The following is a 23,746-nucleotide window of genomic DNA, read 5'->3' as shown; positions in this document are numbered from 1 at the left end:
AGATTATTGTTTTTGGGGATTTGGTTGCGTTATCAAAAACGGAATGATTTAAAGTTCATTGGTTATTGATAGATTATTTGTCTGGTTTGTGTGTTTTATATTTTTATGGTCTATGCTTTAAAATTGGCGCTTTCATTAACCTATTGAAATAATGTATTTTTGTTATTTATTTCTTTATGTGTGTTCACGTGCTTTATATATGTCCGCAATCGGACTTAGGGGAAAGAATAATTGAACCATTCCTCTATAACGCCGCATAATCGTAAACGCGAAACATAATATGTTTTCTATGCATTGATAATTGATGGATCAACTTATTACGTCCCTGAGGAGGGATGACAAATGCACTCCTGGAAAAAGAAACTTGTAGTATCACAATTAGCATTGGCTTGCACTCTGGCTATCACCTCTCAGGCTAATGCAGCAAACTATGATACCTGGGGGTATCATGACAACACCACGACCGATTTAGTTTGGCCGTATGACACTGACAATGATGGAATTGCCGATGTTGGCGGTATGGACCCGATGGGTTCAGATGGTAACTACGTAACTTACAATGGTTTTGTTTACTATAACAATGCCAATGGTGATTTCGATACCGTCTTTAAAGGCGATACCGTTAACGGTACCATTTCTACTTATTACTTGAATCATGATTACGCTAGCGGTTCTGTTAACCAGGTAGATATCAGCAATTCAGTAATTCATGGGGCAATCACCTCTGAACTGCCATTTGGTTATTACAGCATTACGCCTGAAAAAGTTAATGAGAAAGGTGAAGTTACATCACCACAGATTTATAACGGCTACACTTTCCATAATGGAACCACTACTGACCTTGACTACAATTGGTACGATGGTGATGTATTCACTCTGAACGTATCCAATTCCACCATTGATGATGACTATGAAGCGCTTTACTTCACTGACACATATCTTGATGGTGATAAATCTAAGTCAACCAATGAAACGTTCTATACCGCTCTGGGTGTTGCAGTAAATCTTGATGTTGAAAGCAATATCAATATTACCAACAACTCCCGTGTTGCTGGTATTGCGCTGTCTGAAGGCAACACAAGCAACACGACTTATACTAGCGAATATCATCAGTGGGACAACAACATTAATGTGTCTAACTCCACTGTAACTTCAGGATCACAGACTCCGCTGGAAGAAAGTGATGGCTTCTTCGGTAAATCTGCTGAACCAAGTGATTACGCTGGTAATGGTGGCCAGAATGACGTAGCACTGTCATTCACTGACAATGCTGGCTCAAATTATTCCATGAAAAACAATGTAAACTTTGACCATTCAACTCTGTTGGGTGATGTCGAATTTACAAGTCACTGGAATAACGATGGCGTATTCTTCTATTCCACCGGTCATGACAGTAACGGCGACGGCGTCCTTGATACCAACGGCGGTTGGGTAGATGACGCTCAGAACGTTGACGAACTGAACATTACTCTGAATAACGGTAGTAAGTGGGTTGGTTCAGCAAACATGAGTGCTGAAGTAATTGCTCCGGCAGATATGTATGACGTTGCGCCGAACAGCCTGACCCCTGGTGCCACCATCGAAGCTAATGATTGGGGCCGTATTATTGACAACAAAGTATTCCAGAGCGGCGTATTTAACGTAGCACTGAACAATAGTTCAGAATGGAATACCGTTAATAGTTCAGTAATTGATACATTAGCTGTAAATAATGGCTCTCAGGTAAATGTTACTGATTCCTCTCTGGTATCAGATACCATTGGTTTAACCAACGGTTCTTCACTGAATATTGGTGAAAATGGCGTGGTTGCTACAGACCACCTGACTGTTGATAGCTACAGTACTGTTAATTTAACCGAATCTACTGGTTGGAATAATTATTCTAATCTGTATACCAATACTATCACTGTGACTAACGGTGGTGTGCTGGATGTGAATGTTGATCAGTTCGATACTGAAGCTTTCCGTACAGATAAACTGGAACTGACTAGCGGCAACATCGCTGACCACAACGGCAACGTAGTTGCTGGTGTGTTCGACATCAACAGCAGCGATTATGTTCTGAACGCTGATCTTGTGAACGACCGTACCTGGGATACTACCAAGTCTAACTACGGTTACGGTATTGTTGCTATGAACTCTGATGGTCACCTGACTATCAACGGTAACGGCGATGTAGACAATGGTACTGAACTGGATAACAGCTCTGTTGACAACGTTGTTGCTGCAACTGGTAACTACAAAGTTCGTATCGACAACGCAACTGGCGCTGGCGCAATCGCTGATTACAAAGATAAAGAAATTATCTACGTAAACGACGTCAACACCAACGCGACCTTCTCTGCTGCTAACAAAGCTGACCTGGGTGCATACACCTATCAGGCTGAGCAGCGCGGTAACACCGTTGTTCTGCAACAGATGGAGCTGACCGACTACGCTAACATGGCGCTGAGCATCCCGTCTGCAAACACCAATATCTGGAACCTGGAACAAGACACCGTTGGTACTCGTCTGACCAACTCTCGTCATGGTCTGGCTGATAACGGCGGCGCATGGGTAAGCTACTTCGGTGGTAACTTCAACGGCGACAACGGCACCATCAACTATGATCAGGATGTTAACGGCATCATGGTCGGTGTTGATACCAAAATTGACGGTAACAACGCTAAGTGGATCGTCGGTGCGGCTGCAGGCTTCGCTAAAGGTGATATGAATGACCGTTCTGGTCAGGTGGATCAAGACAGCCAGACTGCCTACATCTACTCTTCTGCTCACTTCGCGAACAACGTCTTTGTTGATGGTAGCTTGAGCTACTCTCACTTCAACAACGACCTGTCTGCAACCATGAGCAACGGTACTTACGTTGACGGTAGCACCAACTCCGACGCTTGGGGCTTCGGTTTGAAAGCCGGTTACGACTTCAAACTGGGTGATGCAGGTTACGTGACTCCTTACGGCAGCGTTTCTGGTCTGTTCCAGTCTGGTGATGATTACCAGCTGAGCAACGACATGAAAGTTGATGGTCAGTCTTACGACAGCATGCGTTATGAACTGGGTGTAGATGCAGGTTATACCTTCACCTACAGCGAAGACCAGGCTCTGACTCCGTACTTCAAACTGGCTTACGTCTACGACGACTCTAACAACGATAACGATGTGAACGGTGATTCCATCGATAACGGTACTGAAGGGTCTGCGGTACGTGTTGGTCTGGGTACTCAGTTCAGCTTCACCAAGAACTTCAGCGCCTATACCGATGCTAACTACCTCGGTGGTGGTGACGTAGATCAAGACTGGTCCGCGAATGTGGGTGTTAAATATACCTGGTAATATTCTTCACTCCGAAGAAATAGGTAATTTAATCTAAATAATGCCCGTCAAGGATTTGACGGGCATTACTGCAAAGGACGCGCAAATGTTATCTGTAGTTAAACCTCTTCAGGAATTTGGTAAGCTCGATAAATGTTTGTCCAGATACGGCACGCGCTTCGAGTTTAATAATGAAAAGCAAGTTATATTTTCAAGTGATGTCAATAGCGAAGATACTTTCGTTATTTTAGAAGGCATTATATCTCTGCGTAGAGAAGAAAACGTACTTATCGGTATTACCCTGGCACCTTTTATTATGGGGCTGGCTGATGGATTGATGAAAAACGATATACCATACAAATTAATATCAGAAGGAAATTGTACGGGATATCATCTGCCAGCCAAACAAACCATTACGCTTATTGAACAAAATCAACTCTGGCGAGACGCTTTTTACTGGTTAGCCTGGCAAAATAGAATTCTGGAATTACGCGATGTGCAGCTCATTGGACATAATTCCTACGAACAAATCCGCGCCACGTTATTATCAATGATTGACTGGAATGAAGAATTACGCTCACGTATTGGCGTGATGAATTATATCCATCAACGTACACGCATATCGCGTTCTGTCGTCGCAGAAGTTCTCGCTGCTTTACGTAAAGGCGGCTATATCGAAATGAATAAAGGCAAACTGGTCGCTATCAACCGTTTGCCTTCAGAGTATTAATCAGGACGCGGGGATGACCAACGGTTTATTCCCGCTCAGTTCGGTCACCAGGTCATTGATGCCATCGCTCATATTTTTAAAGCGCGTCAATGGCGAACGAGTGACCACCACAAATGCGCCAATATTCTTCTGCGGGATCATCGCCATATAGGTAATGAAACCGCCACCACCACCTGTCTTCTGAATAATCCCTGGACGACCCTCTTTCGGGGCCATATATACCCAGCCTAAACCAAGCGCATCCGCTTTGCCGGGGACATCCATGCCAATCACTTTTGTAAACTGCGCTCGCTGATAAATCAACGTCTGCATGCGATCTGCCTGGTTACTGCGCTGATAAAAATCAGATGACAAATACTGCTGCATCCAGCGCATCATATCGCCAGGCGTGGAATAGACGCCGCCACTGCCAATTGCCGCCAGCGTGTTATTGCATGGACTGGCACCGCGCTCAGCAACCATTAAACGTCGGCACTGATCCGGCGATGGAGTGTAGGTCGTGTCTTTCATCCCCAATGGACGGGTAATCTGCTCTTCAAACAACTGGGTATAAGGCTTGCCAGACGCATTCGCAAGTGCATCTGCCAGCAGGTCGAACGCAAGGTTAGAGTACGCCGCCTGACTGCCTGGCGCGGCTTTCAGCTTCGCCGTAGAAAGGTATTTCCAGCGTTGCTCGCGCGTTGGCCAGACAAACACCGGACGATGTGCCGCGCCACCGGGCTGTTCACGGGGCAGGGCGCTGGTATGGGTTGCCAGATTCACCAGCGTAATGGGCGTCCCATTGTAGGTCGGTACGCGTGCGCCTGGCGGAGCATATTTACTTAGCGGATCGTTTAACTTCACGGTCCCCTGGTCGAGCAATTTCACCAGCAACTCACTGGTCATTAGCTTGGTGAGCGAAGCAATACGCACGACCGAATCCAGCTGCGGGCGAACGTTATTACCCGGGCGCGTTTCGCCATAACTGCGAAAGACGCGCTGGTTACCGTCGATAACAACCAGCGCCATCCCCGTGGCACCACTGCCATAAAAAATATGATCGGCATAACGATCGACAATATCAGAGGCGAACTCCGGTTCAGTGATCGGCTGCGCCGCATGGACGGGGGTCAATAACGCCGCACAAAGCACGGCAGAAAAAAGCAGACTACGTTTCAACGGTGGTGTCCATAGATTGAATGAAGGTAACTGAGCGTATTTATACTACTCATTGATGGATTGCAAAGGGCGAATTAGTGCAATAATAGTGTTAAAAACGTAACGGCGCGTAAACACGATCTTTTTCCTGCTCACCAATGCCTGCATTTGTGATCCTGCGCGTGTTAATCCGCTAATGTAAATAATCTTTGGTTTGTGAAATCCGTCGAAACAATTCTTATGGTCAGGCTGGCGAACTATGCGCCTTGCTATGGGTCACAATGGGCGGTTTCATTTGGCTGATTCTTTGTAGCGGTCATGCGGTTAATACACAGCAGTTGTTAAAACGATAAGAAGTTAGCAGGAGTGCATATGTTTAAGTCTTTTTTCCCAAAGCCGGGAACGTTTTTTCTCTCGGCCTTTGTTTGGGCATTGATTGCCGTTATCTTCTGGCAAGCCGGTGGGGGAGATTGGGTGGCGCGCATCACCGGAGCTTCCGGGCAGATCCCAATTAGCGCCGCGCGTTTCTGGTCGTTAGATTTCCTGATTTTTTACGCTTACTACATTGTTTGCGTAGGGCTTTTTGCACTGTTCTGGTTTATTTATAGCCCGCATCGTTGGCAATACTGGTCAATACTCGGTACTGCGTTGATTATCTTCGTCACCTGGTTTTTGGTAGAAGTTGGAGTTGCCGTCAACGCCTGGTATGCGCCGTTTTATGATCTGATTCAAACTGCGCTAAGTTCGCCGCATAAAGTCACTATCGAACAATTTTACCGCGAAGTGGGTGTCTTTCTGGGGATTGCGCTGATCGCGGTGGTGATCAGTGTGCTGAACAACTTCTTTGTCAGTCACTACGTGTTCCGCTGGCGTACGGCGATGAACGAATATTACATGGCGAACTGGCAACAACTGCGTCATATCGAAGGTGCCGCCCAGCGTGTGCAGGAAGACACCATGCGTTTTGCTTCAACGCTTGAGAATATGGGCGTCAGTTTTATCAACGCTATTATGACGTTGATCGCCTTCCTGCCGGTACTGGTAACGCTCTCTGCGCATGTGCCAGAGCTGCCGATTGTCGGGCATATTCCGTATGGTCTGGTGATTGCTGCTATCGTATGGTCGTTGATGGGGACCGGATTACTGGCAGTGGTTGGGATCAAACTGCCGGGACTGGAGTTTAAAAATCAGCGTGTAGAAGCTGCCTACCGTAAAGAGTTGGTTTATGGTGAAGACGATGCATCGCGCGCGACGCCGCCTACGGTACGCGAGCTGTTTAGCGCCGTGCGGAAAAACTATTTCCGCCTCTATTTTCACTATATGTATTTCAACATCGCCCGCATTCTCTATTTGCAGGTCGATAACGTTTTCGGTTTGTTCTTGCTGTTTCCGTCGATTGTTGCCGGTACGATTACGCTCGGCCTGATGACGCAGATTACCAACGTTTTTGGTCAGGTTCGCGGTGCTTTTCAGTACCTGATTAACTCATGGACCACGCTGGTTGAGTTGATGTCTATCTACAAACGTCTGCGCAGCTTTGAACATGAGCTGGATGGTGACAAAATTCAGGAAGTAACCCATACCTTGAGTTAAAAAGGAGAAGTAATGTCGCGCGTCAATCATCTATCTTCGCTTTCGTTGTTGGCGGTTCTGGTTTTAGCAGGGTGTAGTAGTCAGGCTCCGCAACCGTTGAAAAAGGGCGAAAAAGCGATAGATGTGGCGAGCGTCGTGCGGCAGAAGATGCCCGCGAGCGTGAAAGACCGCGATGCCTGGGCGAAAGATCTTGCCACCACGTTTGAAAGTCAGGGGCTGGCACCGACGCTGGAAAATGTCTGCTCGGTGCTGGCGGTGGCGCAGCAGGAGTCAAATTATCAGGCAGATCCGCCCGTTCCGGGCTTAAGCAAGATAGCATGGCAAGAGATTGACCGTCGTGCCGAACGGATGCACATCCCTGCTTTTCTGGTTCATACCGCGCTAAAAATCAAATCGCCAAACGGCAAAAGTTATAGTGAGCGGTTAGATTCTGTGCGTACAGAAAAGCAATTAAGCGCGATTTTTGACGATTTGATCAGCATGGTGCCAATGGGGCAGACGCTGTTTGGTTCGCTTAATCCAGTGCGTACCGGTGGACCGATGCAGGTCAGCATTGCGTTTGCCGAACAGCATACCAAAGGGTATCCGTGGAAAATGGACGGTACAGTCCGTCAGGAAGTCTTCAGTCGCCGCGGCGGATTGTGGTTCGGAACTTACCATTTACTGAATTATCCCGCCAGTTATAGCGCGCCGATATACCGTTTTGCCGATTTTAACGCTGGCTGGTACGCCAGCCGTAATGCCGCTTTTCAGAACGCGGTCAGTAAGGCCACTGGCATAAAGCTGGCGCTGGACGGTGATTTAATTCGTTACGACAGTAAAGAACCTGGGAAAACAGAGCTGGCAACGCGAAAACTGGCAGGCAAACTGGGGATGAGCGACAGCGAAATTCGCCGTCAGTTAGAGAAAGGGGACAGCTTCTCTTTTGAGGAGACGGCGCTGTACAAGAAAGTTTATCAACTTGCCGAAGCGAAAACGGGTAGATCACTACCCCGCGAAATGTTGCCTGGCATTCAACTGGAAAGCCCGAAAATCACCCGCAACCTGACTACGGCCTGGTTTGCGAAGCGCGTAGACGAACGGCGTGCGCGTTGTATGAAACAGTGATCAAACAGGAATGTCATGCCAGATAAAGCGTTTTAGGTCCTATCTGGCAAGTAAATCTTACTGGCGGCGATGTCGCCAGTGCAGCCATAGCGCCACCACTGCAAAAATGAAGCAGCCAATTAAAAATGGGATCAGTCCGAAAATGGTACCGACACCTAAACCAATTTCCACCCGTGGGCGGCCTGTTTCCTGAGCCTGCATTAAACGCTCATAGACGCCGGGCGCATGCACTAACAGGTTCAGCAATTGCGCCCCAGCCCAAAAGCAAAACAGCACAAACAACGCATAGGCAATGTTGCCAGGCGTAGAAGAGGCATTGCGATATTTTCCGCTAAACAGCGATTTTGAAAGGGTGAAATCAGCCATAAAACCTCCGGAAGTCATCTGCTTCTCTTCTGGTGTGATACCAGCGGCTTATGGCAAGTCTGACAGGTCATTTAGATTGTCAATATCAGAATCATGGTAAATTGATGTTGGGAATATTCCCGAAGCGGGAATATTTGTCACGAGTCACAAAACGGTAACTTTAAGTTAAACTTTTTAACGATACGGGAAATGCTGTCTACCCCACAGACGTAAGTTATCGATTATGCGAAGATGTTATTTTTCGTTAACGGAGCTGCCATGAGTCTGCCTGTAAAAATTCGCCGTGACTGGCACTACTATGCGTTCGCCATTGGCCTGATATTCATTCTTAATGGCGTGGTGGGGTTACTGGGATTTGAAGCAAAAGGTTGGCAGACCTATGCCGTTGGTCTGGTGACGTGGGTGATTAGTTTCTGGCTCGCGGGGCTGATTATTCGTCGTCGCGATGAAGAAACTGAAAACGCCCAATAACAGAGGATTGGGCGTTCTGGGGGCTGACAAAGTGCTCGTTGTTTTTGCCGGATGCGGCGCGAACGCCTTATCCTGCCTACAAAATCAGTATATTGCAATTATCTTGTAGGCCTGATAAGCAAAGCGCATCAGGCAATCTTACAGTCTTAAATGCCCAATAACAGTTATTGGGCATTTAAAAATTACATTGTGGTTTTCAATGCGTTATCCGCAGCGTGACGCTCCAGCGCCAACTCGATCAGACGTGTGATCAGGTCGGTGTAACCCAAACCGCTGGCTTGCCACAGCTTCGGATACATACTGATGTTGGTGAAGCCTGGCAGTGTGTTGATCTCGTTGATTACCACTTCGTTCTCTGGGGTTAAAAACACGTCTACACGCGCCATGCCTGCGCAACCCAACGTTTGATAAGCCTGAACGGCAATTGCCCGGATCTTATCGTTAATTTCAGGCGTAATGGCTGCCGGAACCACCACTTTCGCGCCATCTTCGTCAATGTACTTGGTGTCGTAGGCATAGAAATCGCTGGTTAGTACGATCTCGCCACAGGTACTGGCTTGCGGATTGTCGTTGCCCAGAACCGCGCATTCGATCTCACGACCTTTGATCCCTTGCTCAACGATCACTTTATGATCGAACTCGAACGCCAGATCGACGGCAATTGCGTACTCTTCTTCACTGGTTACTTTGCTGACACCAACAGAAGAGCCTTGGTTAGCGGGTTTTACAAACAGCGGTAACCCCAGTTTTGACTTCACTTCGGCAAAACTGATGCTTTGACGATTGGTGCGTGTCAGGGTAATAAATGGCGCAATGTCCAGCCCGGCATCGCGTAGCAGACGTTTGGTGACATCTTTATCCATACAGGCCGCTGACGCTAAAACATCAGAACCCACAAACGGTAAATTGGCGACCCGCAGCATTCCCTGCAAGGAACCATCTTCGCCTAGCGTACCGTGAACAATCGGGAAAATGACATCCACCGTCGGCAATGGCTGACCGTTTTGCGCGTCGATAAGCTGATGCTCATGTTTACCAGGCACCTGCGCAAGACTGGTCGCCGAAGGGCGCAACGCAATATGGGCAGGATCGTCTGCATTTAGCAGATAATTGTTGGCATCGCTGACGTGCCATTGCCCTTGTTTATCAATGCCCAGCAGCACAACGTCGAAGCGACTTTTATCAATGGCATCGACAATGTTTTTTGCCGATTGCAAAGACACTTCATGTTCCGCTGATTTACCACCAAAAACGATTCCTACCCGCAGTTTTTCCATCTTGAAAACCTATCCCGTCTAACACAAAGTGCATACATTACCACGACAAAACGGGGGATTCGCGGCCTTCTGACAGAATGTTGCAATCTTCTACTGACAAAGTGTGCAACGTACTGGTGAAGAAAGTGCGTTATCTCAAAGATGTGCGCAAGATCACAAAAATGATGAACGGGAAGCTAATTTATTCCTGGTTTAAATGGCCATGCAGTGAGTTTTTTTCTCTTAATTATAAGTTAGCAAAGAGAATATATTTCATAACTTTTACTTATAATAAAGGTTGATAATTAAAAACCTATACTTTGTATGGTTACTTATTTAAATAAGAGAAACGTTTCGCTGATAAATATGGAAAAATATTTGCGCAAAGTATTTCATTCGTCATAAAAATACTACCTCCAGACACTATGAAGTTGTGAAGCATAATGTTAACTTCTCCATACTTTGGATAAGGAAATACAGACATGAAAAATCTCATTGCTGAGTTGTTATTTAAGCTTGCCCAAAAAGAAGAAGAGTCGAAAGAACTGTGCGCGCAGGTAGAAGCACTGGAGATTATCGTCACTGCAATGCTTCGTAATATGGCGCAAAATGACCAACAGCGGTTGATTGATCAGGTAGAGGGGGCACTTTACGAGGTAAAGCCCGATGCCAGCATTCCTGACGACGATACGGAGCTGCTGCGCGATTATGTAAAGAAGTTATTGAAGCATCCTCGTCAGTAAAAAGGTAATCTTTTCAACAGCTGTCATAAAGCTGTCACGGCTGAGACTTATAGTCGCTTTGTTTTTATTTTTTAATGTATTTGTACATGGAGAAAATAAAGTGAAACAAAGCACTATTGCACTGGCACTCTTACCGTTACTGTTTACCCCTGTGACAAAAGCCCGGACACCAGAAATGCCTATTCTGGAAAACCGGGCTGCTCAGGGCGATATTACTGCACCCGGCGGTGCTCGCCGCTTAACGGGTGATCAGAGCGCCGCTCTACGTGATTCTCTTAGCGATAAGCCTGCAAAAAATATTATTTTGCTGATTGGCGATGGGATGGGGGATTCGGAAATTACTGCCGCACGTAATTATGCCGAAGGTGCGGGCGGCTTTTTTAAAGGTATTGATGCCTTACCGCTTACCGGGCAATACACTCACTATGCGCTGAATAAAAAAACCGGCAAACCGGACTACGTTACCGACTCGGCTGCATCAGCAACTGCCTGGTCAACCGGTGTCAAAACCTATAATGGCGCATTGGGGGTCGATATTCATGAAAAAGATCACCCAACGATTCTGGAAATGGCAAAAGCCGCAGGGCTGGCGACCGGTAACGTTTCTACCGCAGAGTTGCAGGATGCCACTCCCGCCGCGTTGGTGGCGCATGTGACTTCGCGCAAATGCTACGGTCCGAGCGCGACCAGTGAAAAATGTCCGGGGAACGCGCTGGAAAAAGGCGGAAAAGGATCGATTACAGAACAGCTGCTTAACGCCCGTGTCGATGTTACGCTTGGCGGCGGCGCAAAAACCTTTGCGGAAATGGCAACCGCCGGTGAATGGCAGGGAAAAACGCTGCGTGAACAGGCACAGGCGCGTGGTTATCAGTTGGTGAGCGATGCTGCCTCACTGAATGCGGTGACGGAAGCGAACCAGCAAAAACCCCTGCTAGGACTGTTTGCTGACGGCAATATGCCAGTGCGCTGGCAAGGACCGAAAGCAACGTACCACGGCAATATCGACAAGCCCGCAGTTACCTGTACGCCTAATCCGCAACGTAATGACAGCGTACCGACCCTGGCGCAGATGACTGATAAAGCCATTGAATTGTTGAGTAAAAATGAGAAAGGCTTTTTCCTGCAAGTTGAAGGTGCATCAATCGATAAACAGGATCACGCGGCGAATCCTTGTGGGCAAATTGGCGAGACGGTCGATCTCGACGAAGCCGTACAACGGGCGCTGGAATTCGCTAAAAAGGATGGCAACACGCTGGTCATAGTCACCGCTGATCACGCCCACGCCAGCCAGATTGTCGCGCCGGACACCAAAGCGCCGGGCCTCACCCAGGCGCTAAATACCAAAGATGGCGCAGTGATGGTGATGAGTTACGGGAACTCCGAAGAGGATTCACAAGAACATACCGGTAGTCAGCTGCGTATTGCGGCGTATGGCCCACATGCCGCCAATGTCGTTGGACTGACCGACCAGACCGATCTCTTCTACACCATGAAAGCCGCCCTGGGGCTGAAATAAAACCGCGCCCGGCGGTGAATTTTCGCTGTCGGGTGGTTTTTTTGCGGTTAGCAACCAGACTTAATGGCAGATCACGGGCGCAAACGCTCATGGTTAAAACATGAAGAGGGATGGTGCTATGAAAATAACATTACTGGTTACCTTGCTTTTCGGACTGGTTTTTTTAACCACCGTCGGCGCTGCCGAGAGAACCTTAACCCCGCAACAACAGCGTATGACCTCCTGTAATCAGCAGGCGACGGCGCAAGCGTTGAAAGGGGATGCTCGTAAGACCTACATGAGTGATTGCCTGAAGAACAGCAAGTCTGCGCCTGGTGAAAAAAGTTTGACGCCACAGCAGCAAAAGATGCGCGAATGTAATAATCAAGCAACGCAACAATCTCTGAAAGGTGATGATCGTAATAAGTTTATGAGCGCCTGCCTCAAGAAAGCCGCCTGATACCTGATAGTGCTAACGGGTGAGCTACGAAAATGGCTCACCCGAAATTTCATACTTCTGCCTTTAGCCCCGTCTCTATAATTTGGGAAAATTGTTTCTGAATGTTCCCAAAAATAATGAATGATGAAAACTTTTTCAAAAAAGCGGCGGCGCATGGGGAGGAACCTCCTTTAACTCCTCAAAACGAACATCAGCGGTCCGGGCTGCGCTTCGCCCGTCGCGTCAGACTACCCCGCGCGGTTGGCCTGGCTGGCATGTTCTTACCGATTGCTTCAACGCTGGTTTCGCACCCGCCGCCGGGCTGGTGGTGGCTGGTGTTGGTCGGCTGGGCGTTCGTCTGGCCGCATTTAGCCTGGCAGATTGCGAGTAGGGCTGTCGATCCGCTTAGCCGGGAAATTTATAACTTAAAAACCGATGCAGTATTAGCGGGAATGTGGGTAGGCGTAATGGGCGTAAACGTGCTGCCTTCCACCGCGATGTTGATGATTATGTGTCTGAATTTGATGGGGGCAGGCGGCCCCCGTCTGTTTGTCGCGGGTCTGGTGTTGATGGTGGTTTCCTGCCTTGTCACCCTCGAATTGACGGGCATCACCGTGTCGTTCAATAGTGCGCCGCTGGAATGGTGGCTCTCCCTTCCCATTATCGTCATTTATCCTCTGCTGTTTGGCTGGGTCAGCTACCAGACGGCAACCAAACTGGCGGAACATAAACGCAGGTTGCAGGTCATGAGTACCCGCGACGGTATGACGGGCGTGTATAACCGACGTCATTGGGAAACGATGTTACGCAATGAATTTGATAACTGTCGGCGGCATAACCGCGATGCGACGTTACTGATTATCGATATCGACCATTTCAAGAGCATCAACGATACCTGGGGCCATGATGTGGGCGATGAAGCGATTGTGGCGCTTACCCGACAATTACAAATTACCCTGCGCGGTAGCGATGTGATTGGTCGGTTTGGTGGCGATGAGTTTGCGGTGATCATGTCCGGTACGCCAGCTGAGAGCGCCATTACCGCCATGTTACGGGTACATGAAGGATTAAATACGTTACGCCTGCCGAATACGCCGCAGGTGATGTTACGGATTAGTGTGGGGGTTGCGCCGCTGAACCCACAAATGAGTCACTATCGTGAGTGGTTGAAATCGGCAGATTTGGCGCTTTACAAAGCAAAGAAAGCCGGACGTAACCGCACCGAAGTGGCGGCCTGACGTCCGGCAAAAGTCATCAGGATTTACTGAGTTTTTCTGATTTTTCCATACACTTCGTCATCGCTTCGATCACGGCGGCACGGAAGCCTTTCTCTTCCAGTACGCGTACCGCCTCAATGGTGGTGCCTCCCGGTGAGCAGACCATATCTTTCAGTGCCCCCGGATGTTCTCCCGTTTCCAGCACCATTTTTGCGGAACCCATTACCGCCTGAGCGGCAAATTTATACGCCTGGGCGCGTGGCATCCCGCCCAGCACGGCGGCGTCGGCCATCGCTTCGATAAACATAAAGACGTAGGCTGGCGAAGAACCGCTCACACCGACCACCGGGTGGATCATCGGCTCGGCAATTACTTCCGCTTCGCCAAAGCAGCGGAAAATATTCAGCACATCAGCGGTATCTTCTGGGGTTACCAGCGCGTTTGGCGTTACGGAGGTCATCCCGGCATTAACCAGTGCGGGAGTGTTCGGCATGGCGCGGATAATTTTCCGGTCATGGCCCAGCGCGCGGGCAAGCTGGTCGAGCGTGACACCTGCTGCAATAGAAACGACCAGAGAGTCTTTATTCAGGCTGGAGGTGATTTCGCTAAGCACTTTAATCATGATGCCTGGTTTAACGGCGGCAAAAATGATGTCGGCGATTTGCGCCACTTCTTGCGCCGATTCTGCGGCGTTGATGCCGAACTGGTCATGCAGGGCGGCGACTTTATCCGGGGAGGGGGTATATACCCAGATTTGCCCTGGAAGCACCTGACCGCTGGCAATCAGACCGCCGAGAATGGCTTTTCCCATATTGCCGCAGCCAATAAAACCGATTTTCTTTTCCATTGCCTCACTCCTGCCGTGAAATTCATTGTTTTGATAATCGCTGGCAGAAGCATAAACAGAACTATGCCGGAAGGCAAAAGCGCGACACAATAGAGAATTACCCAACAAAGGATGACTTTATGACAATTTGGGTGGATGCCGACGCGTGTCCCAATGTAATTAAAGAGATTTTGTATCGCGCGGCTGAACGTATGCAGATGCCGCTGGTACTGGTAGCAAACCAGAGTTTACGCGTACCGCCTTCGCGATTTATTCGAACGCTGCGCGTCGCGGCAGGTTTCGACGTTGCCGATAACGAAATTGTCCGGCAGAGTGAAGCGGGCGATTTGGTGATCACCGCAGATATTCCTTTGGCTGCTGAAGCCATCGAGAAAGGCGCTGCGGCGCTTAATCCACGCGGCGAACGTTACACACCAGCGACCATTCGTGAGCGCCTGACGATGCGCGATTTTATGGATACCTTACGCGCCAGTGGGATCCAGACCGGGGGACCAGATAGCCTTTCACAACGTGACCGCCAGGCCTTTGCCGCGGAGCTGGAGAAGTGGTGGCTGGAAGTGCAACGTAGTCGTGGCTGAATGTAATTTATTATTTACACTTCATTCTTGAAAATTTATTGGTATAGTAAGGGATGTATTAAAATTTTCACTTTAAGTGGAATTTTTTCTTTACAATCGAAATTGTACTAGTTTGATGGTATGATCGCTATTCTCATGACACCGGCTTTCGCCGCATTGCGACCTATTGGGGAAAACCCACGATGACACAACCTCTTTTTCTGATCGGGCCTCGGGGCTGTGGTAAAACAACGGTCGGAATGGCCCTTGCTGATTCGCTTAACCGTCGATTTGTCGATACCGACCAGTGGTTGCAATCACAGCTCAATATGACGGTCGCGGAGATCGTCGAAAGGGAAGAGTGGGCGGGATTCCGCGCCAGAGAAACGGCGGCGTTGGAAGCGGTAACTGCGCCATCCACCGTTATCGCCACGGGCGGCGGCATTATCCTGACGGAATTTAATCGTCACTTTATGCAAAATAACGGGATCGTGGTTTATTTGTGTGCGCCAGTATCAGTCCTGGTTAACCGACTGCAAGCTGCACCGGAAGAAGATTTACGGCCAACCTTAACGGGGAAACCGCTGAGCGAAGAAGTTCAGGAAGTGCTGGAAGAACGCGATGCGCTATATCGCGAAGTTGCGCATATTATCATCGACGCAACAAACGAACCCAGCCAGGTGATTTCTGAAATTCGCAGCGCCCTGGCACAGACGAGCAATTGTTGATTTTCGAGCGCCTATACTTAACGTTCATCCCGTGAAATAAGGAAGAACGATGCCAACGAAACCGCCTTATCCTCGTGAAGCATATATAGTGACGATTGAAAAAGGAAAGCCAGGACAGACGGTAACCTGGTACCAACTCAGAGCCGATCATCCTAAACCAGACTCGTTGATCAGTGAACATCCGACCGCTCAGGAAGCGATGGATGCGAAAAAACGCTATGAGGACCCTGACAAAGAGTGACCGCATCAGACTGCTCGGAAGGGATTCTGAGTGCCACCACAAGGGATCTGCGTCACATTTTTCACAATTCATGTTTTTCAAATAATTAGAATATTAAACAATAACAATCCATTACTGGAATCATTTGGAATCTTTACATTATGCCGTGCAGGTCTGCTGCTACGCTTTTTGTCATTTGTAGCACAGGTAAGTGTCGGCAGTGGTGCTTAGCGCTTGCCCGGTAATTAACGACGAAATAAAAGTAAGGTGGAAGAACAATGAGTGCGTCGTTGGCGATTCTGACCATCGGCATTGTACCTATGCAGGAAGTTTTGCCGCTCCTGACAGAATACATTGACGAAGATAATATTTCCCATCATAGCCTGCTGGGGAAGTTAAGCCGCGAAGAAGTGATGGCGGAGTACGCGCCAGAAGCAGGCGAAGACACAATTCTCACATTATTAAATGACAACCAGCTGGCCCATGTTTCGCGTCGCAAAGTGGAGCGAGACCTGCAAGGTGTGGTTGAAGTGCTCGATAATCAGGGTTACGACGTCATTATATTAATGAGTACGGCAAACATTAGGAGTATGACCGCGCGTAATACGATCTTTCTTGAGCCGTCGCGAATATTGCCACCGCTGGTTTCCTCTATTGTTGAAGATCATCAGGTGGGGGTTATCGTTCCGGTTGAGGAGATGCTGCCCGTTCAGGCGCAAAAATGGCAAATTTTGCAGAAACCGCCAGTATTTTCATTGGGTAACCCCATTCATGATTCGGAACAAAAAATCATTGATGCCGGGAAAGAATTACTGGCAAAAGGGGCTGATGTCATCATGCTGGATTGTTTAGGATTTCACCAACGTCATCGCGATTTACTGCAAAAACAGCTCGATGTTCCTGTCTTGCTCTCTAACGTATTGATTGCACGGCTAGCTGCGGAATTACTGGTGTAATTTTGCGTGACAGCCAGCGCCTCTGGCCCCTATAGTGAAGTAGATGTTCAACTACCAGACAGGGCCAGTTTATGCTTCAAAGTAATGAGTACTTTTCCGGCAAAGTGAAATCGATCGGCTTTTCCAGCAGTAGCACTGGCCGCGCCAGCGTAGGTGTTATGGTTGAAGGCGAATACACCTTCAGCACCGCTGAACCGGAAGAGATGACGGTAATCAGTGGCGCGCTGAATGTGTTACTGCCTGACGCGACCGACTGGCAAGTGTACGAAGCCGGTTCGGTATTTCATGTTCCCGGTCACAGTGAGTTTCATCTGCAAGTTGCCGAACCTACCTCTTATCTGTGCCGCTATCTGTAATTCCCCGCCTTCCCCTTGAACGGGAGGGCATTTTTCTGAAATATCCTCTCTTTAACCCATAATAATATTTCCTTTGCTGCGATTTTTTCGATTTCCGATATATTCATAATTCATCAAGGTTGATATAAATATCAGTGAAGATTATGAATAGAATTAATATATTGGTCATCTGTATGGTCGTGTTTTTTATGACTGGCAATGCATGTGCCACAGAGTGGATCAGTAGCGAGGACCTTATCACCTCTGACTTTCATCTTATGACGGCAGATGAGCGCAACGTGGTTAAAGCGGCAACCAACGATAGTATGGAAGCTGCTTATATGCTAAAAGATAATATCCGCTGGTATTATCATAATGGTGACCTATCATTACCCGCTAACTTCAGCAATCAAAATAAACTGGTGGTGAACGGTAATTTAACGATTTCCGGCGATTATGATGATTATCTGTCAGGTAATGGTCATCTGATTGTATTAGGTAATGTTATTGTCGACAACTTTATTAATCATGATTTCGCGTATGTGAAAGGTCAGATGACAGCGAAAGGTTTGGTTTATGCTGATTATAATGATCACAACTTTGAAGTGATGAAAGGAATTAGCGCGCGAGGCATTATTGTTTCCGATAAAGCAACGCAATTTGAGGTCATCAAAGCTGAGTTTTATATCAATGAAGATGAAAGCGGTGAAGAATATAACTGGGACGAGAATATTCAAAAATCCTATTCACTGGTGACGCCTAATCTTTATGATCATAGTGAAATCGAAACCGATAATATTTCCAATGCGTATCCTGACTATGATAGCGTCGTAGACAATATCGTTCAGGGTTTACCTCTTTTTCGAGATAAAGCTGCTCCTGAAATTAATGAGAAATTACAATGGATTGAAACGGGGAAACTCGATAATTTCCTTGCGGATAAAATAAAGCATGAAGATCCACTGGTGGCACGTTTTCTGACTCATATAGAAAGTTTGTCAACCGCCGTTATGCTGCAATTGTTACAGCACCCTGATGACCAGACGCGTGAATCAATGGCGCAGTCCTGGCCTGCTCAACACATGCATTTGCTTACCGATGAATTAATTAAAGATGAAGCTGTTGCCAGAGGACTGGTTAAAAACAGCAATATATCCGCCGAAGTGAATAAAAAATTAATGTCTGTACCCGTCGAGAGCGTACAGCTGGAGCAGGCCAGACAGGATAATCTTTCTCCTGATATTGTTGTGTCGTTAAGTCAAAGCCCTTTTCTCAGTGTGCGCAAGACATTAATCAGCCATTACGATTACGCCTGGCTGGTTCCAACTGCAGTGGTTGATGAATTGATAAATAGCGAAGATCCGGAGTTACGCGAAAGAATTACCGGAACCGATTTAACCGCACAACAAGCGGTGTTGTTGAGTAAAGATAAATCGCTGAAAGTTCGTCAAGCATTAGCCCGGACGCTTACTGAACTAAAAATCACCCAACTGTCAGCGACCCTGAGGACAGAGGATGTTGAACGTATCGCAGAACAAATGTATCTGGATAATAAAGAAAATAAAAATATCGTGAAGGCGTTATTGGTCGCTTTGCCGGAGTCGCGTCAACTGACTTTGGCAAAAGAAGATGTGCACAACTTACGTGACGGCATGCGTTATCTGACCTCGAAGGAAGTGATTAGTTATCTACTGAATCAGCATGACATTCCCAGCATCTGGTATGAGCTGGCACGCGATAAATTATTACCTCTGGAGTATAAGAAACAATTATGGCAACACACCTTAAAATTAATGATGAGTAAACGGCAAGAAGATCAAGAGCAAGCCTACGAAGTACAGCTGGCGCTGATTGATAATGGTATTATTGACGAAGAGATGTTTAATAATGCCATCGATTTACTGGTTTATTTACCTGCTGAATACCGCTATCGGATGCGAAACCAGTTATTTGATAATAAAGATTTACCCTCCGGAATTATCAACAAACTCGATCAACAGTATCGTTTTAACTCCGACTGGGCGTTGTCTGTTGTCAGTATGAAAAATAGCACCCGTAGACAAAGTGAAAGAGGATTACACCGCTGGAATCATGAGGAAAGCGATATTTTTGCGGAGCTGGATACGATAAAAGATAAATCAGATGATGAATGGTGGTGCGGATTGCTGAAAAGTCACAATGATCATTTGCGGCAGACGGCGTTGCGCAATGTACATACTCCAGCCTCTTTGTTAACGACATTGACTGAGTCACAGGATCGGGCGCTGGCTATTAATAATCCACAGTTGGCTGCCGATGTGAAAACGGCGTGGTTAAAAGAGGATCCATCATTAATCTTATTTGTCGATCAGCCCGATCTTTCGCAGTTACGTGATTTAGTGAAAACCGGGGCAACGCGGCAAATTCGCAGTGAAGCGCGTAATCGGCTTGAGGAAAAACAATGACACAACGCCCCTGGAGCAAGTTACAGAGGGAGATTTATGACTTACTGACGCCAACGATCAACCTGCAAATTCACTGTACCCGTTATCCCATGCGCAGCCAAAATGGTGGAAGCACCGATTTACCGCGTTATTGGATCACGTTGGATAAAGACGTGATCTGGGATTACCCAAAAGACTTTATGGCAGGCAATGGTGGAGTGCGTAATTTTCATGGTGAAACTTGCTGGTATCCTTATCTGACGGATATTTGTTCAATTTCTGATTTATTGCGTGAATATATTGATACCCCAAAAGCGGAGCTGTTAACGAAACAATTTACCAGCGATAAATGGGGGTTAGTGAATATTCTGCGTGCCGCTGACAGGCGAATAGGGATGAGACGGTTGGATCAGTTACGGCGTAAAACGCATAATATTGCTGCTCTAAAAATTATTGCCCGCCGTAGCGAATGATTATATGCCTGGTGTGGATTCGTACGCCGGATAAGACGCCGCAGGCGTCGCATCCGGCATTAAAGGCAAATCAGCAATTAACGTTGTGCTTCGCCACCTAATCCTTCGATCAGGTTTTGGATTAATGCTGCCAGTTCACCGGTCATCAGGATGAAATCGGCATCAAAACGTTGGGCAAAATCTTCACGGTCGATATCTTCGTTTTGATCGCGCAGCTCGTCGCAGAACTTCAGACGCTTGAGTGAACCATCGTCGCACATCACAAACTGAATGCGCTGCTGCCAGTCGAGCGCCAGTTTAGTCACCACTTTTCCTGCTTCAATGTGGTTGGTGATTTCTTCGCTGGTCAAATCTTGTTTCTTCGCGCGGATCACGCCGCCATCTTCCAGCAACGATTTCAGTTCGGCTTCATCAAGCAGCTGGAAGCCTTGTGCCGCACTACCAGAGCGTACCCATTCGGTCAGCGTCAGTTCAATCGGGTTTTCCATGCTCAATGGTACAACCGGTAACGACCCCAGGCTTTTACGCAGTAATGCCAGCGTATCTTCTGCTTTTTTGGCACTGGCGCAGTCCACCATAATCAAACCGTTTACCGTGTCGATCCACATCATGGTTTGGCTGAAACGGCTGAAAGCGCGCGGCAGAAGAGAGTGCAGCACTTCATCTTTCAGCGAATCTTTTTCGGTTTTCTTCAGCTTGCGCGCCTGTTCCGCTTCCAGCTTGGCGATTTTTGCTTCCAGCGCCTGTTTAATCACCGGAGACGGGAGGATTTTTTCTTCTTTGCGCGCGCAGATAACAATTTGACCATTGGCAACGTGCGTTAACGCATCGCTGTGCGATCCCATCGGAGGAACCCAGCCCATCTTCGCCATGTCCTGGCTGCCGCATGGGGTAAATGCCATCGAGGCTAGCTGTTTTTCCATCTCTTCTGCACGCAGCGAAATCTCGCGGCTAAGACGGTAAACCATTAAATTTTTGAACCACAGCATGATAATTTCCACGGCCTTGTCGTTAAATTTAGCGGGCATGATAACGAATTGTCGGCGGCCTTGCATTGCCAATCCGGTTGTCCGTCTCTACGCTATTGATATTGAAAAAAATAAGGAGAGTACCGTGCGTATAGGTATCGATTTAGGCGGCACCAAAACTGAAGTGATTGCACTGGGCGATGCAGGGGAGCAGTTGTATCGTCATCGTCTGCCCACGCCGCGTGATGATTACCATCAGACCATCGAAACGATCGCCACGTTGGTTGATATGGCGGAGCAGGCGACAGGGCAGCGCGGAACGGTAGGCATGGGCATTCCAGGCTCGATTTCGCCTTACACTGGCGTGGTGAAAAATGCCAATTCAACCTGGCTTAACGGTCAGCCATTTGATAAAGATTTAAGCGCGCGGTTGCAACGGGAAGTGCGGTTGGCAAATGACGCCAACTGTCTGGCGGTCTCGGAAGCGGTAGATGGCGCAGCAGCGGGAGCGCAGACGGTATTTGCCGTGATTATCGGCACGGGATGCGGCGCGGGCGTAGCGTTCAATGGTCGAGCGCATATCGGCGGCAATGGCACGGCAGGCGAGTGGGGACACAATCCGCTACCGTGGATGGACGAAGATGAACTGCGTTATCGCGAGGAAGTCCCTTGTTATTGCGGCAAACAAGGCTGCATTGAAACCTTTATTTCGGGTACGGGATTTGCGACGGATTATCATCGTTTGAGCGGACATGCGCTGAAAGGTAGTGAAATTATCCGCCTTGTTGAAGAAAGCGATCCGGTAGCGGAGTTGGCATTGCGTCGTTACGAGCTGCGGCTGGCAAAATCGCTGGCACACGTAGTGAATATTCTCGATCCGGATGTGATTGTGTTGGGGGGCGGGATGAGCAATGTAGATCGTTTATATCAAACGGTTCCGCAGTTGATTAAACAATTTGTCTTCGGCGGCGAATGTGAAACGCCGGTGCGTAAGGCGAAACATGGTGATTCCAGCGGCGTACGCGGCGCTGCATGGTTATGGCCACATGAGTAAAAAAACCAGGCAATTGGTGCATCATGCCTGATGCGACGCTTGCCGCGTCTTATCAGGCCTACAAAATGAGCAGCTCGCGTAGGTCGGATAAGACGCTCGCGCCGCATCCGACAACAAGCAGTGACTGCAACCTATCCCACTGGTTTCGCCAGCACCGGACTATCCGCCGCTTGCTGGCGCTTATAGCGACCATACAGTAGCAACGACGACATCGCAGCAAACGAGAGCAGGGCGGCAGGCAGCGCCACGTAATTATAAGTCAGCCCCAGCGTCAGCATCATACCTCCGCAATATGCGCCGACGGCGCTACCGAGGTTAAACGCTATTTGCCCACCTGCGGCACCTAATAATTCTCCACCTTTGGCATTTTGCAGTAACAATATTTGCAGCGGTGCAGAGAGGGCAAATAATCCCGCGCAACAAATAAAAGCAAAAATAAGCGACGTTGTTTTCATGCCGCCGAAGAAAAAGAGCATCAGCAATGCCAGCACAATAATGAAATCAGTCACTGCCGCAATGCGTAGTGGTGAATAACGTCCTGAAATCCGGCCACTTAGCACATTCCCCAACACCATCCCCAGCCCAACTAACATCATAATAAAGGTCATCGCCGTTTCCGAAAAACCGGAAATAAACATCATGTATGGCTTTACGTAGCTGAACCAGGCAAATACACCCGCGTTGCCAAACATCGTGGCAGCGAAAATTAACCACGGGGCCGGGCTGCGCAAAAAGTGAAATTGTTCGCGCAGCTTTCCTTTCGCCTCGTCGCGAATATCCGGCACCCAAAAATAGACCGATGCCATCACCGCGATATTAAACACAGAGATCAATAAAAAGGTGTAACGCCAGCTAAACTCCTGACTTAAATACGTCCCCAGCGGAATGCCCAGCAAATTGGCAACTGTCATCCCCGAAACCATCCCCGCCACGGCGGCGGTGACTTTGCCGGGTTTGATAATTTTCGATAACACAATCGCCCCGACGCCAAAAAAAGCGCCATGCGGAAAGCCGGAAACCAGCCGACCAATGGCGAGCATCAGGTAAGACGAAGAGAGCGTGAACATGGCGTTGCCAATGACGCACAACGCCACCAGAAACAACAAGATATGTTTGAGCGAGTAGCGGCTGGAAAAGAGTGCGATGATTGGTGCACCGACCACCACCCCCAGCGCATAATACGAGATCATATGTCCGGCGGCAGGAATCGAAATACCTACGTTATGTGCCAGCTCCGTAAGCACGCCCATAATGCCAAATTCGGCCATTCCCAAACCAAACGTGCCCAGAGCCAAAGATAAAATAACTTTTTTCATACCACC

The 23,746-nt window shown here is 48.1% G+C and carries 24 protein-coding genes; 18 read left to right on the top strand and 6 right to left on the bottom strand.

Annotated elements, in window-relative coordinates:
* Positions 1 to 342 precede the first annotated feature (342 nt).
* Together HEN33_RS15340 and iprA are read left to right on the top strand one after the other, a co-directional pair.
* The gene (locus HEN33_RS15340; protein ID WP_176262525.1) at positions 343 to 3,330 is read left to right on the top strand and encodes an autotransporter outer membrane beta-barrel domain-containing protein; all 2,988 of its coding nucleotides are present in this window, start codon (positions 343 to 345) and stop codon (positions 3,328 to 3,330) included.
* A gap of 85 nt (positions 3,331 to 3,415) precedes the next feature.
* Positions 3,416 to 4,039, top strand: coding sequence for a hydrogen peroxide resistance inhibitor IprA (gene iprA, locus HEN33_RS15335; protein WP_024211937.1), 624 nt, complete (start codon positions 3,416 to 3,418; stop codon positions 4,037 to 4,039).
* Here iprA and ampH read toward each other — a convergent pair whose 3' ends face one another.
* Positions 4,040 to 5,197, bottom strand: a complete 1,158-nt coding sequence (ampH, locus tag HEN33_RS15330; RefSeq protein WP_000830728.1) for a D-alanyl-D-alanine-carboxypeptidase/endopeptidase AmpH — start codon at positions 5,195 to 5,197, stop codon at positions 4,040 to 4,042.
* A gap of 351 nt (positions 5,198 to 5,548) precedes the next feature.
* Here ampH and sbmA point away from each other — a divergent pair, with 351 nt between their 5' ends.
* Together sbmA and yaiW are read left to right on the top strand one after the other, a co-directional pair.
* Entirely contained in the window at positions 5,549 to 6,769 is a 1,221-nt protein-coding gene (gene sbmA, locus HEN33_RS15325; protein WP_001353414.1) for a peptide antibiotic transporter SbmA, read from the top strand.
* Positions 6,770 to 6,781: 12 nt separating this feature from the next.
* Positions 6,782 to 7,876 carry a surface-exposed outer membrane lipoprotein YaiW gene (gene yaiW / locus HEN33_RS15320; RefSeq protein WP_000092052.1) on the top strand — a complete coding sequence of 365 codons (1,095 nt, stop codon included), beginning with the start codon at positions 6,782 to 6,784 and terminating at the stop codon, positions 7,874 to 7,876.
* A 57-nt stretch (positions 7,877 to 7,933) separates the two neighbouring features.
* Here yaiW and HEN33_RS15315 read toward each other — a convergent pair whose 3' ends face one another.
* Positions 7,934 to 8,242: a YaiY family protein gene (locus tag HEN33_RS15315; RefSeq protein WP_000763146.1), complete on the bottom strand. Its 309-nt coding sequence runs from the start codon at positions 8,240 to 8,242 to the stop codon at positions 7,934 to 7,936.
* A gap of 258 nt (positions 8,243 to 8,500) precedes the next feature.
* Between HEN33_RS15315 and HEN33_RS15310 the strand changes: the two genes are divergently transcribed.
* Positions 8,501 to 8,713, top strand: a complete 213-nt coding sequence (locus HEN33_RS15310; protein ID WP_000056900.1) for a DUF2754 domain-containing protein — start codon at positions 8,501 to 8,503, stop codon at positions 8,711 to 8,713.
* Between the two features lie 182 nt (positions 8,714 to 8,895).
* Here HEN33_RS15310 and ddlA read toward each other — a convergent pair whose 3' ends face one another.
* Positions 8,896 to 9,990, bottom strand: a complete 1,095-nt coding sequence (gene ddlA, locus HEN33_RS15305; protein WP_176262524.1) for a D-alanine--D-alanine ligase — start codon at positions 9,988 to 9,990, stop codon at positions 8,896 to 8,898.
* Between the two features lie 77 nt (positions 9,991 to 10,067).
* Here ddlA and HEN33_RS15300 point away from each other — a divergent pair, with 77 nt between their 5' ends.
* The 5 genes from HEN33_RS15300 (at position 10,068) to adrA (ending at position 13,884) form a co-directional block, all read left to right on the top strand.
* The gene (locus HEN33_RS15300) at positions 10,068 to 10,271 is read left to right on the top strand and encodes a hypothetical protein (RefSeq protein ID WP_001353412.1); all 204 of its coding nucleotides are present in this window, start codon (positions 10,068 to 10,070) and stop codon (positions 10,269 to 10,271) included.
* Positions 10,272 to 10,451: 180 nt separating this feature from the next.
* Positions 10,452 to 10,712 carry an anti-adapter protein IraP gene (gene iraP, locus HEN33_RS15295; RefSeq protein ID WP_000792970.1) on the top strand — a complete coding sequence of 87 codons (261 nt, stop codon included), beginning with the start codon at positions 10,452 to 10,454 and terminating at the stop codon, positions 10,710 to 10,712.
* 100 nt (positions 10,713 to 10,812) lie between these two features.
* Complete coding sequence (gene phoA / locus HEN33_RS15290) at positions 10,813 to 12,228, top strand: alkaline phosphatase (protein WP_176263061.1); 1,416 nt, start codon at positions 10,813 to 10,815, stop codon at positions 12,226 to 12,228.
* A 118-nt stretch (positions 12,229 to 12,346) separates the two neighbouring features.
* The gene (gene psiF / locus HEN33_RS15285; RefSeq protein WP_001295332.1) at positions 12,347 to 12,667 is read left to right on the top strand and encodes a phosphate starvation-inducible protein PsiF; all 321 of its coding nucleotides are present in this window, start codon (positions 12,347 to 12,349) and stop codon (positions 12,665 to 12,667) included.
* A gap of 101 nt (positions 12,668 to 12,768) precedes the next feature.
* On the top strand, positions 12,769 to 13,884 hold the full coding sequence (adrA, locus tag HEN33_RS15280; RefSeq protein ID WP_000484041.1) for a diguanylate cyclase AdrA: 1,116 nt from the start codon (positions 12,769 to 12,771) through the stop codon (positions 13,882 to 13,884).
* A gap of 16 nt (positions 13,885 to 13,900) precedes the next feature.
* Here adrA and proC read toward each other — a convergent pair whose 3' ends face one another.
* Positions 13,901 to 14,710 (bottom strand): pyrroline-5-carboxylate reductase, encoded by an 810-nt coding sequence (gene proC, locus HEN33_RS15275; RefSeq protein ID WP_001295331.1) that lies wholly within the window; start codon positions 14,708 to 14,710, stop codon positions 13,901 to 13,903.
* A gap of 119 nt (positions 14,711 to 14,829) precedes the next feature.
* Here proC and HEN33_RS15270 point away from each other — a divergent pair, with 119 nt between their 5' ends.
* The 7 genes from HEN33_RS15270 (at position 14,830) to HEN33_RS15240 (ending at position 20,402) form a co-directional block, all read left to right on the top strand.
* The gene (locus HEN33_RS15270) at positions 14,830 to 15,288 is read left to right on the top strand and encodes a YaiI/YqxD family protein (RefSeq protein WP_032183449.1); all 459 of its coding nucleotides are present in this window, start codon (positions 14,830 to 14,832) and stop codon (positions 15,286 to 15,288) included.
* Between the two features lie 182 nt (positions 15,289 to 15,470).
* Entirely contained in the window at positions 15,471 to 15,995 is a 525-nt protein-coding gene (gene aroL, locus HEN33_RS15265) for a shikimate kinase AroL (protein WP_105270953.1), read from the top strand.
* 49 nt (positions 15,996 to 16,044) lie between these two features.
* Positions 16,045 to 16,236 carry a protein YaiA gene (gene yaiA, locus HEN33_RS15260; RefSeq protein WP_001142439.1) on the top strand — a complete coding sequence of 64 codons (192 nt, stop codon included), beginning with the start codon at positions 16,045 to 16,047 and terminating at the stop codon, positions 16,234 to 16,236.
* A gap of 257 nt (positions 16,237 to 16,493) precedes the next feature.
* On the top strand, positions 16,494 to 17,171 hold the full coding sequence (locus HEN33_RS15255; protein WP_105278239.1) for an AroM family protein: 678 nt from the start codon (positions 16,494 to 16,496) through the stop codon (positions 17,169 to 17,171).
* A 71-nt stretch (positions 17,172 to 17,242) separates the two neighbouring features.
* Positions 17,243 to 17,527, top strand: a complete 285-nt coding sequence (ppnP, locus tag HEN33_RS15250; RefSeq protein ID WP_000941940.1) for a pyrimidine/purine nucleoside phosphorylase — start codon at positions 17,243 to 17,245, stop codon at positions 17,525 to 17,527.
* Between the two features lie 143 nt (positions 17,528 to 17,670).
* Positions 17,671 to 19,950, top strand: coding sequence for a DUF2773 domain-containing protein (locus HEN33_RS15245; protein WP_176263060.1), 2,280 nt, complete (start codon positions 17,671 to 17,673; stop codon positions 19,948 to 19,950).
* Complete coding sequence (locus HEN33_RS15240) at positions 19,947 to 20,402, top strand: SF0329 family protein (protein WP_000194192.1); 456 nt, start codon at positions 19,947 to 19,949, stop codon at positions 20,400 to 20,402. The genes HEN33_RS15245 and HEN33_RS15240 overlap by 4 nt, the downstream gene beginning before the upstream one ends.
* A gap of 77 nt (positions 20,403 to 20,479) precedes the next feature.
* Here the strand turns inward: HEN33_RS15240 and rdgC are convergent, their stop codons facing one another.
* The gene (gene rdgC / locus HEN33_RS15235; RefSeq protein ID WP_001298537.1) at positions 20,480 to 21,391 is read right to left on the bottom strand and encodes a recombination-associated protein RdgC; all 912 of its coding nucleotides are present in this window, start codon (positions 21,389 to 21,391) and stop codon (positions 20,480 to 20,482) included.
* Between the two features lie 124 nt (positions 21,392 to 21,515).
* Here rdgC and mak point away from each other — a divergent pair, with 124 nt between their 5' ends.
* Entirely contained in the window at positions 21,516 to 22,424 is a 909-nt protein-coding gene (mak, locus tag HEN33_RS15230; protein WP_039020991.1) for a fructokinase, read from the top strand.
* A gap of 131 nt (positions 22,425 to 22,555) precedes the next feature.
* Here the strand turns inward: mak and araJ are convergent, their stop codons facing one another.
* On the bottom strand, positions 22,556 to 23,740 hold the full coding sequence (araJ, locus tag HEN33_RS15225) for an MFS transporter AraJ (RefSeq protein WP_039021006.1): 1,185 nt from the start codon (positions 23,738 to 23,740) through the stop codon (positions 22,556 to 22,558).
* Positions 23,741 to 23,746 lie beyond the last annotated feature (6 nt).

Origin of the sequence: Escherichia sp. 94.0001 (genome assembly GCF_013369155.2) — a bacterium.
GTDB lineage: Bacteria > Pseudomonadota > Gammaproteobacteria > Enterobacterales > Enterobacteriaceae > Escherichia > Escherichia coli_F.
The sequence above is the reverse complement of the archived record's forward strand: the minus strand, read 5'-3'. Positions and strand labels throughout refer to the sequence as shown.

Coding starts and splice junctions, on each gene's coding strand:
- rdgC (WP_001298537.1), bottom strand. CDS start 21,391: ATGCTGTGGTTCAAAAATTTAATGGTTTACCGTCTTAGCCGCGAGATT.
- HEN33_RS15255 (WP_105278239.1), top strand. CDS start 16,494: ATGAGTGCGTCGTTGGCGATTCTGACCATCGGCATTGTACCTATGCAG.
- HEN33_RS15270 (WP_032183449.1), top strand. CDS start 14,830: ATGACAATTTGGGTGGATGCCGACGCGTGTCCCAATGTAATTAAAGAG.
- adrA (WP_000484041.1), top strand. CDS start 12,769: ATGTTCCCAAAAATAATGAATGATGAAAACTTTTTCAAAAAAGCGGCG.
- HEN33_RS15310 (WP_000056900.1), top strand. CDS start 8,501: ATGAGTCTGCCTGTAAAAATTCGCCGTGACTGGCACTACTATGCGTTC.
- araJ (WP_039021006.1), bottom strand. CDS start 23,740: ATGAAAAAAGTTATTTTATCTTTGGCTCTGGGCACGTTTGGTTTGGGA.
- psiF (WP_001295332.1), top strand. CDS start 12,347: ATGAAAATAACATTACTGGTTACCTTGCTTTTCGGACTGGTTTTTTTA.
- iprA (WP_024211937.1), top strand. CDS start 3,416: ATGTTATCTGTAGTTAAACCTCTTCAGGAATTTGGTAAGCTCGATAAA.
- HEN33_RS15340 (WP_176262525.1), top strand. CDS start 343: ATGCACTCCTGGAAAAAGAAACTTGTAGTATCACAATTAGCATTGGCT.
- ddlA (WP_176262524.1), bottom strand. CDS start 9,990: ATGGAAAAACTGCGGGTAGGAATCGTTTTTGGTGGTAAATCAGCGGAA.
- yaiW (WP_000092052.1), top strand. CDS start 6,782: ATGTCGCGCGTCAATCATCTATCTTCGCTTTCGTTGTTGGCGGTTCTG.
- iraP (WP_000792970.1), top strand. CDS start 10,452: ATGAAAAATCTCATTGCTGAGTTGTTATTTAAGCTTGCCCAAAAAGAA.
- aroL (WP_105270953.1), top strand. CDS start 15,471: ATGACACAACCTCTTTTTCTGATCGGGCCTCGGGGCTGTGGTAAAACA.
- yaiA (WP_001142439.1), top strand. CDS start 16,045: ATGCCAACGAAACCGCCTTATCCTCGTGAAGCATATATAGTGACGATT.
- HEN33_RS15245 (WP_176263060.1), top strand. CDS start 17,671: ATGAATAGAATTAATATATTGGTCATCTGTATGGTCGTGTTTTTTATG.
- HEN33_RS15240 (WP_000194192.1), top strand. CDS start 19,947: ATGACACAACGCCCCTGGAGCAAGTTACAGAGGGAGATTTATGACTTA.
- HEN33_RS15315 (WP_000763146.1), bottom strand. CDS start 8,242: ATGGCTGATTTCACCCTTTCAAAATCGCTGTTTAGCGGAAAATATCGC.
- ppnP (WP_000941940.1), top strand. CDS start 17,243: ATGCTTCAAAGTAATGAGTACTTTTCCGGCAAAGTGAAATCGATCGGC.
- proC (WP_001295331.1), bottom strand. CDS start 14,710: ATGGAAAAGAAAATCGGTTTTATTGGCTGCGGCAATATGGGAAAAGCC.
- HEN33_RS15300 (WP_001353412.1), top strand. CDS start 10,068: ATGTTGCAATCTTCTACTGACAAAGTGTGCAACGTACTGGTGAAGAAA.
- sbmA (WP_001353414.1), top strand. CDS start 5,549: ATGTTTAAGTCTTTTTTCCCAAAGCCGGGAACGTTTTTTCTCTCGGCC.